Origin of the sequence: Stenotrophomonas sp. 2694, assembly GCF_040548715.1 — a bacterium.
Classification (GTDB): Bacteria; Pseudomonadota; Gammaproteobacteria; order Xanthomonadales; family Xanthomonadaceae; genus Stenotrophomonas; species Stenotrophomonas indicatrix.
In genome coordinates this window covers 99,848-111,870 of sequence record NZ_JBEPSG010000005.1, presented here as the reverse complement: position 1 = coordinate 111,870, position 12,023 = coordinate 99,848, and the positions used below count along the sequence as shown (strand labels likewise).

General features: G+C 69.1%; 10 protein-coding genes. 1 reads left to right on the top strand and 9 read right to left on the bottom strand.

The window, feature by feature from the left end:
- Positions 1–312 precede the first annotated feature (312 nt).
- Complete coding sequence (locus tag ABIA73_RS08480) at positions 313–2,100, top strand: monovalent cation:proton antiporter-2 (CPA2) family protein (protein WP_032976814.1); 1,788 nt, start codon at positions 313–315, stop codon at positions 2,098–2,100.
- A gap of 246 nt (positions 2,101–2,346) precedes the next feature.
- Here ABIA73_RS08480 and ABIA73_RS08475 read toward each other — a convergent pair whose 3' ends face one another.
- The 9 genes from ABIA73_RS08475 to ABIA73_RS08435 all read right to left on the bottom strand — a co-directional run bounded on the left by ABIA73_RS08475 (position 2,347) and on the right by ABIA73_RS08435 (position 11,997).
- Positions 2,347–5,685 carry an ankyrin repeat domain-containing protein gene (locus ABIA73_RS08475; RefSeq protein ID WP_312400705.1) on the bottom strand — a complete coding sequence of 1,113 codons (3,339 nt, stop codon included), beginning with the start codon at positions 5,683–5,685 and terminating at the stop codon, positions 2,347–2,349.
- A complete protein-coding gene (locus tag ABIA73_RS08470) occupies positions 5,678–5,938 on the bottom strand; it encodes a YcgL domain-containing protein (RefSeq protein WP_025877986.1) in 261 nt (86 codons plus the stop codon). Before ABIA73_RS08470 ends, ABIA73_RS08475 begins: the two co-directional genes overlap by 8 nt.
- 159 nt (positions 5,939–6,097) lie before the next feature.
- Positions 6,098–6,538, bottom strand: coding sequence for a hypothetical protein (locus tag ABIA73_RS08465; RefSeq protein WP_025877987.1), 441 nt, complete (start codon positions 6,536–6,538; stop codon positions 6,098–6,100).
- A 37-nt stretch (positions 6,539–6,575) separates the two neighbouring features.
- Positions 6,576–7,814 (bottom strand): beta-ketoacyl-ACP synthase, encoded by a 1,239-nt coding sequence (locus tag ABIA73_RS08460; RefSeq protein ID WP_025877989.1) that lies wholly within the window; start codon positions 7,812–7,814, stop codon positions 6,576–6,578.
- A complete protein-coding gene (locus ABIA73_RS08455; RefSeq protein WP_279208197.1) occupies positions 7,814–8,545 on the bottom strand; it encodes a 3-ketoacyl-ACP reductase FabG2 in 732 nt (243 codons plus the stop codon). The genes ABIA73_RS08460 and ABIA73_RS08455 overlap by 1 nt, the downstream gene beginning before the upstream one ends.
- A complete protein-coding gene (locus ABIA73_RS08450) occupies positions 8,542–9,000 on the bottom strand; it encodes a hotdog family protein (RefSeq protein WP_025877993.1) in 459 nt (152 codons plus the stop codon). The genes ABIA73_RS08455 and ABIA73_RS08450 overlap by 4 nt, the downstream gene beginning before the upstream one ends.
- Positions 8,997–10,184, bottom strand: a complete 1,188-nt coding sequence (locus tag ABIA73_RS08445; protein WP_025877995.1) for a beta-ketoacyl-[acyl-carrier-protein] synthase family protein — start codon at positions 10,182–10,184, stop codon at positions 8,997–8,999. Before ABIA73_RS08445 ends, ABIA73_RS08450 begins: the two co-directional genes overlap by 4 nt.
- A complete protein-coding gene (locus ABIA73_RS08440) occupies positions 10,181–10,735 on the bottom strand; it encodes a DUF3261 domain-containing protein (RefSeq protein WP_033832520.1) in 555 nt (184 codons plus the stop codon). Before ABIA73_RS08440 ends, ABIA73_RS08445 begins: the two co-directional genes overlap by 4 nt.
- Entirely contained in the window at positions 10,723–11,997 is a 1,275-nt protein-coding gene (locus ABIA73_RS08435; RefSeq protein ID WP_032976809.1) for an NAD(P)/FAD-dependent oxidoreductase, read from the bottom strand. The genes ABIA73_RS08440 and ABIA73_RS08435 overlap by 13 nt, the downstream gene beginning before the upstream one ends.
- Between the last annotated feature and the right edge of the window lie 26 nt (positions 11,998–12,023).

Here is a 12,023-nt window from a genome sequence, read left to right as displayed (position 1 = left end):
CAACGCCAACGCAGGCAAACCGTCCCGGTGTCAGGCGGTGGCCATCGCTGGCGTCGACCGAGGTCGACTTCTACTGTCGCTGGACATGGGTTGGGGACTCCGGAGGGGTGTACTGCCGGACACGCCGGCAGCGGCGGGCAGTCTGGACCTGCGGTCGGTGCAGGTCAACCCGCCACGCTGACCGGACAATGGGCCCGCTGCCGTTCTCGTGCGTACACAGCGGCGCGCGCATAATGCCCAGGTGGCATCCGCCGCGCTTCCCCTCCCCGCCGAACGGACGCACAGCCGGCCTCCCGATGACCAGGTATTCCCATGCATAGCGGTGGTCTGGAACTGGCACTGGTGCTGCTGCTGGCCGCGGTGATCGCGGTGCCGGTGTTCAAGAAGTTCGGCTTCGGCGCGGTGCTGGGCTACCTGGCGGCCGGCGTGGTGCTGGGTCCGGACGGTCTGGGCTTCGTACAGGACGCCGACCGCATCCTCGGCGCGGCCGAGATCGGCGTGGTCATGCTGCTGTTCGTGATCGGGCTGGAGCTGTCCCCGGCCCGGCTGAAGGTGATGCGGCGCTCGGTGTTCGGTGCGGGCGCGGCGCAGGTGGCGCTGTCCGGGCTGGTGCTGGGCGGCCTGCTGCTGCTCGATCACTTCCAGTGGAAGAGCGCGCTGGTGGTGGGCGTGGCGCTGGCGCTGTCGTCGACTGCGGTCGGCCTGCAGCTGCTGTCCGAACACAAGGCGATCAACAGCGACCATGGCCGGCTGGGATTTGCCATCCTGCTGTTCCAGGACCTGATCGCCATTCCGCTGCTGGCCGCGATTCCGCTGCTGGGCGGGGTCAAGAACGAGACGCTGCGCTGGGAAGATGCGGCCGTCGCGCTGGGCGCGCTGGCGGTGGTGATCCTGTGCGGGCGGCCGGTGCTGCGCCGGGTGTTCGGCATCATCGCCCGCACCCGCAGCCCGGAGGTGTTCACCGCCACCGCACTGCTGGTGGTGCTGGGCACCGCCTGGTTCATGCAGGAAGCCGGCCTGAGCCCCAGCCTGGGGGCATTCCTGGCCGGCGTGCTGCTGTCCGATTCGGAATTCCGGCATGAGCTGGAATCGCAGATCGAGCCGTTCAAGGGCCTGCTGCTGGGCCTGTTCTTCATTGCCGTGGGCATGGGCATCGACCTGGACCGCATCGCCGCCGAACCGTGGATGATCGCTGCGGGCGTGGCGATCCTGCTGGTGGTGAAGTTCAGCCTGCTGTACGCCATCGGCCGCATCGCCAGACTCAGCTCGCGGCAGTCGTTGCTGCTGGGCAGCGTGTTGTGGCTGGGCGGCGAATTCGCCTTCGTGGTGTTCAACGAAGCCCAGCGTGCGCATCTGCTGGGCAATGCCAACCATGACCGGCTGGTGGCGATCGTCGGCCTGTCGATGGCGATCACCCCGTTGCTGATGATCGCCCTGATGCGCCTGCTCGGCGAGGAGAAGGTCGCGCCCCGCCAAGCGGCGGAGGCCGACAAGGTGGCGCCGGACAATCGCCCGAAGGTGCTGATTGCCGGCATGGGCCGCTTCGGCCAGGTGATCGCGCGCCTGCTCACCGCGCAGAAGGTGCCGTTCGTGGCACTGGAGGCGAACCCGGACACGGTGGCCGACCTGCGCCGCTTCGGCAACCAGCTGTACTACGGCGATCCGACCCGGCCGGAGATGCTGCGCGCCGCCGGTGGCGAGCACATCGACGTGTTCGTGATCACCGTGGACGACCCGGAAACCAACCTGCGGGCGGTGCGCATGGTGCGCCGCCTGTACCCTGACGCGACGGTGCTGGCGCGTGCGCGCAACCGCCAGCATGCCTGGCGGTTGATGGACATGTCGGCCGAACCGTTCCGCGAAGTATTCGGTACCAGCCTGGAAATGAGCGGGCGCGTGCTGACCGCGCTGGGCGTGGCACCGAACGTGGCCGAGCGCCATGTGCAGCAGTTCCGCGAGCACGACGAGAAGCTGCTGCGCGACCAGTACCTGGTCTACGACGACGAGGCCGCCGTGATCCAGACCTCGCGCGATGCCCGCAACGACCTGATGCACCTGTTCGAAGCGGACGCGGAAAGCGACGGCGACAAGGAGCGCTGACCGCGGGCCGGTGTGCCGACCAACGGTCGGCACCCACCCAATGGAAGGCGACCTTCAGCCGTTGTCGCGCAGGAACCTGGCCATCGACGATACGCCCGGCACGCGCGGCTCGGACGCGGAAAGCGACGGCGACAAGCAACGCTGATCGACGGGGTTGGGTAGTGCCGGCCGCTGGCCGGCAACCTCATGAACCTCGCCAGGATTGCGAAGCTGCCGGCCAGCGGCCGGCACTACCGCGCCCAGGGGTCAGCCGTTGTCGCGCAGGAACCTGGCCATCGAAGAGACACCCGGCACGCGCGGCTCGAACTCGGCGGCGACGTCGATGAAGCCGCGCATCACCGCGATCTCGCGCGGGCTGCGGTTCAAGCCGTCACGTGCTTCCGGGTCGGCACCGGCGCGCAGCAGGCGCTGCACCAGCAGCGGCAACCCGTGCAGGGCAGCCAGGTGCAGCGGACCGAAGCCGCGCGGATCGCGCACGTCCAGGCTGACGTCTTCATCCAGCAGGCGCTCGACGGCGGCCATCACCACCTGCTCGTCGCAGGCAGTGCCCGGTTCGGCGCGCGCGCCCAGCAGCAGCAGCAACGGCGTGACCGCACCGGCGGCAGCCTGGTCCGGCTCTGCACCAGCCAGCAGCAGGGTATCGAGCAGCGCCAGCAGGCGCGAACGGTCGCGCGCACTGAAGCCATACAGGGCTGCGCAGTGCAGCGGCGCCAGCTGCTGGGCATCGCCGGCGTGCACATCGGCACCGGCGGTGAGCAGGCGCGCCACGATGTCCGGCAGGCCCAGCGCCGAGGCCAGCATCAGCACGGTGACCCCGCCTGGCAGGCGGTGTTCGAGCTGCGCACCGGCGTCGAGCAGGGCCGAGACGATCTCGACCTGGCGCATGCTGACCGCCGCTGACAACGGCGTGGCACCACTGGCAGCGGCATGCTGCGGATCAGCGCCGCGCGCCAGCAGCAGGTCGACCACGGCCAGGTGGCCACCGCCGGCAGCACGCAGCAGTGCGGTGCAGCCCTGCGCATCGACGGCGTCGACGGCAAAGCCAAGATCATTCAAACGACGCACGGCGTCGACATCACCGGCCATCGCGGCGGCCGGCAGATCGCCTTCGCGCAGGGTCCGGCGCGGCAGCGGCCAGACGCGCCAGTCCAGCCAATCAGCCAGATCACGACGACCGATCGACAACGCCACGCCCAGCGGTGTCTGCCCATCGGCAGCACGCGCTTCCGGCGAGGCGCCGTGCTGCACCAACAGCTTCAAGGCGCTTTCGCGCGCCAGTGCGGTGGCCAGATGCAGCGCGGTCATGCCATGGCTGTCGCGTGCTTCGCGGTCCACGCCGGTGGTGAGCAGGGCCTGCTGCAGGCGCAGCCAGCCCAGGCGCACCGCCAGCGACAACGGCGGATCACCGGCTGGCGAGGCGGCAAACGGATCGGCGCCCCGCTCCAGCAGTTCCAGCGCCAGCTGCTCAAGGCCACGCGCCGCCTGGTCGTGCTGCGCACAGGCGGCCAGGAAACGCGCCAGGCCACCACGCCCGGCCGGCGACAGGCCGTGCTGCAGCATCACCTGCAGGGCTGGCACGGCATCGATGCCACGCGAAAGCAGCGCGAACATCGGCGTATCTGCGCAGGCGTCGCGCACGTACGGATCGGCACCATGGGCGAGCAGCCAGTCGACCGCACGCGGCTCCAGCGCCAGCTCCGGATCGAGCAGCAGGCCACCCAGTTCTTCGGGTTGGCACAGCCTGGCCAGTGCGGCCATGCCATCGGTATTGCCGAACCCCAGCGCCTCGCGCAGCAGGGTCAACGGCGGGCGGTCGGGCAACAGGCCGCTGGCGCTGGCCGTCTCACCGCGCTCGGCCAGGCCATCGCTGACCGCGGCGGGCAGCGGGTAGGACGGGTCCAGCAGGGCCACGATCGCCCAGCGACCGGCTTCGGCGGCATAGTCCACCGCGCGCCGGCCGGCCGGATCGCTGCCGTCGGCGGCGATCCCCAGTTCCAGCAGGCGCTTGATCAACAACGGCGAAACGTCCTCGGCCATCGTGGCCAGCAGCACCGCGTTGCGGCCATCGGTGTCGACCGCAACCAGGTCGGGTTTGTGCGGCAGCAGGTGCTCGACCACGGCAGCGCGGCCGGCGCGTGCGGCTTCCAGCCACGGGGTGCGGCCCAGCGCATCGCGCGCTTCCAGGTTGGCACCGGCGGCCAGCAGCACGCCGATGATGTCCACGTGGCCGGCCAGTGCGGCTTCATGCAGCGCGCTGCGGCGCTGGCGGTCGCGCGCGTCGGTACGTGCCTTGTGCTTGAGCAGCAGCTGCACGCCGGCCGGATCGTCGTCCTCGGTGGCGGCCGCGGCCAGCAGCACCGGGGTGCCGTCAGCCGGTTCGCTGCGCGCGCCACGCTCCAGCAGGAAGCGCGCCAGGCGCCAGTTGCCGACCTGGCAGGCCACCGCCAGCGGCGACCAGCCATCACGGTTCAGTGCGTCCACTTCAGCCGCCGCATCACGCAGCAGCGCGGCCACGCCCGGGTCGGAACTGCGCGCGGCGTGGTGCAGGGGCGTGTTGCCCTCGCTGTCGGTGGCGCGCGAATCGGCACCGTTGGCCAGCAGGGTCATCACCGCTTCCGGACGCCCATGCCAGCTGTCGCGGGTCGCGGCCAGCAGCGGGGTCATGCCACGGTGCGGCGCGTTCACATCGACGCCGCGGCCGATCAGCTCGCGCAGCAGGCGCAGGTCCGGCAATACCGCGGCCAGTACAGCCAGGCTGCGCTGGTCGCGCCAGTTGGGGTCAGGCAATGAATGCGGATCGGCGCCGGCCTGCAGCAACTGCAGCGCGCGGTCGATGCGGCCGTGGCGTGCGGCTTCGTACAGGGCCGGGGTCAGCTCCTGCGGCGCCAATGCTTCCAGCGGTGTGGTGTCCACCGCAGCGCTGAACAGCGTTTCGCGATCAACCGGCAGTTCAGCGCCAACCGGGCCGCGCAGCGAGACCAGCGGCGCCGGTGCGATGCGCTGCAGCAGCAGGTGGAGCAGCGGCGACAGCAGCAGCACCGCCAGTGCCGACGGCCAACGCGCGCTTTCCGGCAGCAGGCCCGGCCAGGTCGGCAGTACCACCAGTGCGGCCAGGGCCATCACCAGTGCGGCCACGCCAAGGCCACGCCAGGCGCTGAGGTCGCGGCCGGCCAGCGCCTGCCAATGCTGGGCCAGGCCACCGTCGAGACGCTCGACATCATTCCACAGCGGCCAGGTGCGCCAAGCCGCCAGCAGGCCAGCGCTGACCAGCACGCTCAGGCCCAGCACCGCAGCCAGGCTACCGCTGTCGCGCAGCGCGGCCAGCGGCCAGGCCAGCAACAGGGCCAGCAGCAACGGCGCGGCGATCCACAGTGCCAGCAGCGCCGGCAGGTCCTGGCGGACGATCACCTTCGGCGGCAGCAGCGCACGGCTGCGCCGCCACCACGAGATTCCCAATGCGAACGCCGGTTGTGCCAGTGCCGCCAGCACCGCACCGGGCAGGCCGCCCAGCGCCGAACCCAGGGCCAGCAAGGCACCCAGGGTGAAGGCCAGCGACAGGGCGCGGGATCGGGAAAGCTCAGTCATAGTGGCGCAGCATCATGCTGCTCACCGACGGCGGCACCTGCAGGTAGAACCCGCGCTCGGTCAGTTCGCTGCGCACCTTGGCCGGGTCGGCCTGGGCCAGCCGGCGCTCCGCGTCCAGGGTCACGTCCAGCACGAAGACGAGCGGACCCAACGACGCCGACAGCGGCGCAGGCAAAGCGCTGAAGTCATCGCGTCGGGCGAGATAGACGTAGGTGTCCGGCTTGAGTTGGCTTTTATAGACGTAGGCGTGCATGTCCACGGGACGATAACCCGGGAAGAGCCGTGATTGTGTCGGAAAGCCGACACCGGGGAAAGCCGTCACGCGACGATGGCGGCGCGATCGACGGCGTTTCCCCGTTGAGGTTCAGCAATGTGGCGGCGCCGTTCAGGCTGCGCCACCGGTCGGCAGCGCTTACTTGACCTTGGCGTAGGTGCCCTTCAGGGCCACGCCGGCGACGAAGGTGCCGGCCCAGCACTCGTAGTTGGTCGCGCTCTTGAACTCGTTCTTCTTGTAGTAGCTGACGATGTCGACCACGGCGTTGGCGCCGCGCGACTTGGCACCGTCCTGCAGGGCCAGCAGTGCCGACAGCGCGACCCAGTTGCAGGCCTCGACGTCGCTCTTGTTGGCGGCGTTGGTCTTCTTGTTGGTCACGTCTTCGCCCAGGCGCTGCTGCACGCTGACCGGTTGGCCGGCCAGGTAGAAGCGCACGCTGCCGTCGATGCCGGCATCTTTGGCGGCCTGCGAACTGATCAGCTCGCGCAGGGACTGTTCGACGCGGGTATCGCGCGCCGAAGCGGTGGAAGTCAGGGCCAGCAGCGCGGTGGCAGTGGCGATCAGCAGGGTGCGGCGCATCGGAACGTCTCCTTGTTGGGGTGCGGGTACGGCGGGGTCACGCGCTCCAGCGGCGGAACACCAGCGAGGTGTTGATGCCGCCGAAGGCGAAGTTGTTGCTCATCACGTACTCGGCCTGCAGCTCGCGGCCTTGCCCGGTGATGAAGTCGAGCTGGCCGCAACGCGGGTCCACCTCGACCAGGTTCAGGGTGGGCGCGAACCAGCCGGCGCGCATCATCTCGATGCTCATCCAGGCTTCGAACGCGCCACAACCGCCCAGCATGTGGCCGACGTAGCTCTTCAACGAGCTGATCGGCACGCGGCTGCCGAACACCTGGGCGGTGGCCTGGGTCTCGGCGATGTCGCCGTGGTCGGTGGCGGTGCCATGGGCGTTCACGTAGTCGATCTGTGCCGGCTGCAGACCGGCGTCTTCCAGCGCCAGGCGCATGGCCTGGGCCATGGTATCGGCGCTGGGCTGGGTGACGTGCTGGCCGTCGCTGTTGGTGCCGTAACCGACGATCTCGGCGAGGATGGTCGCGCCGCGTGCCTGCGCGTGTTCCAGATCCTCCAGGATCAGCGTGCAGGCGCCCTCGCCCAGCACCAGGCCATCGCGGCCGGCATCGAACGGACGCGGGGTGGTGTGCGGTGCATCGTTGCGCGTGCTGGTGGCAAACAGGGTGTCGAACACCGCCGCAGCCGTGGCGTCGAGCTGTTCGGCCCCACCGGCCACCATCACCGTCTGCTTGCCGCTGCGGATCGCTTCATAGCCGGCGCCCACGCCCTGGCTGCCCGACGTACAGGCGCTGGAAGTGGTGTAGACACGCCCGGACAAGCCGAAGAACACACCGATGTTGACCGGCGCGGTGTGGCTCATCATCTTCAGGTAGGTGGTGGCGCTGATGCCGTCGGTGGTGAACTCATGCAGCATGCGGCCGAATTCGCCGGTGGCTTCGTGGCTGCCCGACGACGAGCCATAGGCCACGCCGGTACGGCCACTGCGCAGCACCGGGTGCTCGAACAGGCCCGCCTCACGCAGGGCGACCTCGGTGGCGCGCACCGACATGATCGCCACCTTGCCCATCGAGCGGGTGGTCTTGCGGTTGTAGTTCGGCGGCAGCTCGTAGTCCTGCGCCGGCGCGGCAAGCTTGGTGTTCAGGCCCGCATACACATCCCATTCCGGCATCGAACGCACAGCATTGCGGCAGCTGCGCAGATGGGCCTGGATGGTCGGCCAGTCGTGGCCGAGCGGACTGATGGCGGCAGCACCGGTGACCACCACGCGACGATCGGCGGCCATCAGATCATCCCTCCGTTGACCGAGATCACCTGGCGGGTGATGTAGCCGGCCGGCTCGGACAGCAGGAACGCGACCGTGGCCGCCACTTCCTCGGGACGGCCGACGCGGCCGGCCGGGATCAGCTTCAATGCGTGATCGACCACTTCTTCGTTGAGCATGTCGGTCTCGATCAGGCCCGGGGCCACGCAGTTGACGGTGATCTGGCGGCTGGCCAGTTCCAGCGCCAGTGCCTTGCTGGCACCGATGATGCCGGCCTTGGCCGCACTGTAATTGACCTGGCCACGGTTGCCGGCCACGCCGGACACCGAGGATAGGGTGACGATGCGGCCCGGCTTGCGCCGCCGCACCATCGGCATGATCAGCGGATGCAGCACGTTGTAGAAACCGTCCAGGTTGGTGTGGATCACCTGGTCCCAGTCGTCCTCGGACAATGCCGGGAACGCGCCGTCACGGGCGATGCCGGCATTGCACACCACGCCGTAATAGGCGCCATGTGCCTCCACGTCAGCCTCCAGCGCAGCACGCGCGGCAGCACGGTCGGCCACGTCGAAGGCCAGCACGCGCGCCTGCCGGCCCAGCGCCTGGATCTCGTCGGCCACCGCCTGTGCTTCTTCCACACGGCTGCGGCAATGCACCACCACGTCGAAGCCATCGCGCGCGATACGCAGCGCAATGGCCCGGCCGATGCCCCGGCTCGCGCCGGTCACCAGCACGCTTGGATTCCCTGTCATGCCTGTCCACTCTCCAGATAGGCCATCGAGTCGGCCGGTTCGAACACCGACACGTTGGCAACCGCCCATTCTTCTTCGCCTGCCAGGATGCGGCAGGCGAACATCCCTAATCCATTGTCGCCCAACAGCTCGCAACGCGCCTGCACCTGCAGGCGGGTGCCACTGGGGAAACTGCTGCGCGTGCTGGTGTAGCGCCGGCTGCCAAGCAGGAAGCCCAGCTGCGGCGGGTTGCCGGCCGTGCGTGCGCGGCAGCCGGCCCAGGCAGCGATGGCCTGGGCCATGTATTCGATGCCGACCCATGCCGGGACCGCACCGTCTTCGATGAACAGGCCGGCCTCGGGCACCACCAGTTCCGCCTCGATGCCGTCCTGGTCCCAGCGCAGGATGCGGTCCAGCAGGCACATGTCCTGGCGGTGCGGCACCACCTCTTCGATGGCATACAGCGGCATGTTCATCGGCGCTCCAGTGCCAGTACGGCATTGCTGCCGCCGAAGGCGAACGAATTGCTCAGCACCCGCCGCGGCAGCTGCTGCAGGAAGGTCGCCGGGGCTACCAGCGGCAACGCCGGCAGCGCCGGATCGGCCACGCCGTCCCACCAGTGCGGTGGCAGCTGCTGCTGCGGATTCTCGGCCAGCAGGATCCAGCACAGCGCCGCTTCGATCGCACCGGACGCACCCAGCGTGTGGCCGGTCAGTGGCTTGGTCGAACTGGCCGGCACGGCGGTGCCCAGCACCTGCGCCACGGCGTGGCTTTCCATGGCGTCGTTGTGGCCTGTCGCGGTGCCATGCAGGTTCACGTAATCCACTTCCGAAGGTGCCCAGCCAGCACGCTGCAACGCCTGCTGCAGGGCATCGATGGCACCCAGACCCTGCGGGTCCGGTGCCGACATATGGTGCGCGTCGGCCGACTCACCCCACCCCGCCAGGCTGACCGGGCCTGCATCGCGGGTCAGCAGGAACAGCGCGGCGCCTTCGCCGATGTTGATCCCGCAGCGATGCTGCGAGAACGGATTGCAGCGCACTGCGGAGACCGATTCCAGCGCGCTGAACCCGGCAACGGTGAACCGGCACAGGGAATCGGCACCACCGGCGATGACCGCATCGACGATGCCCGAACGCAGCATGCGCGCGGCCGACATCAACGCCTTGGCGCTGGACGAACAGGCCGTGGACAGCGTCCAGGCCGGGCCCAGGGCACCGCTGCGCTCACGCACGAACTGCGCGGCGGTGCCCATTTCCTGCTGTGCGTAGTCGAAGCCTTCGGGCCAATGACCGTGCTCGGCGCGGGTACGCAGCGCCTGCTCGGATTCACCGATGCCCGAGGTGCTGGTGCCCAGCACCACCGCCACACGCTCGGCGCCGTAACGGTTGATGGCATCGGCAACGGCCGGCGCGATCTGCGCCAGTGCCACGTCCAGCAGAGCATTGTTGCGGCCACGCAGGGACACCGGCAGTTCTTCCAGCGTCGGCAGCGGGCTGTGCACTTCGCCCAGCGCGAGCGTGCGACCCGGCAGCAGGTTGGCGTTGTCGCTCAGGCCGCCGGGCGCATCGGCAAACAGCGCAGCAGCCACCGCGGTGCGGCCCTCGCCCAACGCGCAGACCACGCCGAGGTCGTTCAGGAAAATGGGAGCGCTCTTCATTCCTGGCCGGCCATGTCGATCGATTCGATGCGCAGGGTGTAGCCCTCGGCGCGGTTGTCCAGCTGCACGCTGCCATCGCCCAGGCGCTGCAGCTGCAGCCACACGGTGCCGTCGCGGGACAGGCTGCGCTGGCGGCCGTCGTCGCTCACCTGCCAGCCGGCCGGCAGCGCGGCGGCAATGGCGTCCGTCGGCCACAGCGCGAACTGCAGGTCATCCAGTACGCGTTCGGCACGTACCTGTGGCGGCAGCCACGGTGCACGCTGCTGGGTCAGCTGCTGGCCGTCCCACTGCAGGCGCACGCCGGTCTGGCCCATCGCCTGCACGGCCAGCCGCACCTGCTGCGCGTCGGCTTCCAGCAGCGCATCCAGATCACGCTCGTGGCTGCCGAAGCGGAAGTGCAGTTGCTGCTGCAGGGCCAGCGGCGCCGGCAGGCTGGACGGTGCCAGCCGCAGCGGCGGCAGGTCGACCAGCGGCCGCGGCATGCGGCTGGCACAGGCGGCCAGCAGCAGGCACAGCAGGACCGCGGAGAGGCGGACGATCAGGCGCTGCACAGTTCCTCCAGCACGCGCATGCGACGTCCACTGTCGTCGGCCACATACGGATTGTTGGTGTCCCAGGCGTAGCCGGCCAGGATGGAGCTGATCATGTCGCGTACCTGCGGCTGCTGGTCGGGGTGGTAGATGATCTTCTGGAAGCCGCCCTGGTACCAGCTTTCGACGAAGCGGCGGAAGGTTTTCACACCAGCACGCAGCGGAATCGAGAATTCGCTTTCCCAGTCCACGGTCTCGCCCGCGTAACGGCGCTTCAGGCATTCGCTGGCCAGCTGCGCCGACTTGAACGCGATGGTGACGCCGGAGGAGAACACCGGGTCGAGGAACTCACCGGCGTTGCCCAGCAGCGCATAACCCGGGCCCCACAGCGAGCTGACATTGGCCGAATAGCCGGTGATGCGGCGCACCGGCAGCACCGCCCATTCGGCATTGGCCAGCAGCGAGGTCAGGTTCGGATCCTCGCCGACGATGGCCTGCAGCTTCTGCAGGTCGTCGCCTTCGTAGCGCTCGAAGAACGATGGCTCGGCGACCACGCCCAGCGAGCAGCAGCCGTTGGAGAACGGAATCGTCCAGTACCAGACGTCGATGTGCTCGGGATGGGTGGTGATCAGGATCTTGTTGCGGTCGAATTCCGCTTCGGCCGGGATGTTGTCGCGCACGTGGCAGAAGATCGCGCCCCGCACCGGGAAGTTGGACGGTGATTCCAGGTCCAGCAGGCGTGGCAGCAGGCGCGCGAAGCCAGAGGCGTCGAGGATGAAATCGGCTTCGATGCGGTACTCGCTGCCATCGGGGCGGCGCACGCTTACCAGCGGCTGCTCGCCCGGCTCGACGGACAGCACTTCGTCGCCGAAGCGCAGGGTCGCGCCCATGCGCTCGGCGCCACGCGCCAGCACGTTGTCGAAGTCGGCGCGCTGCACCTGGTAGGTGGTGCCCCAGCCCGGCGAGAACTTCTTCCTGAAGTCGAACGCGGTGCGCGCTTTCCCATGCACGAAGGCCGCGCCGTTCTTGTACTGGAAGCCCGCCTCGACCACGTCCTGCAGCAGGCCCGCCGCTTCAATGTATTCCATGCTCTGCGGCAGCAGGCTCTCGCCGATGGAGAAGCGCGGGAACTGCTGGCGCTCCAGCATCAGTACCTTGCGGCCCTGCTGGCGCAGCATCGCCGCGGCCACCGAACCGGCCGGGCCGGCGCCGATGATCAGGATCTCGGTACGTTCCACGTCTTCGTGGCGGGAAGAATCAGCGGCATCCACAGCAGTAGTCATCGGTGCGTCCTTGTTGCTCGATCAGG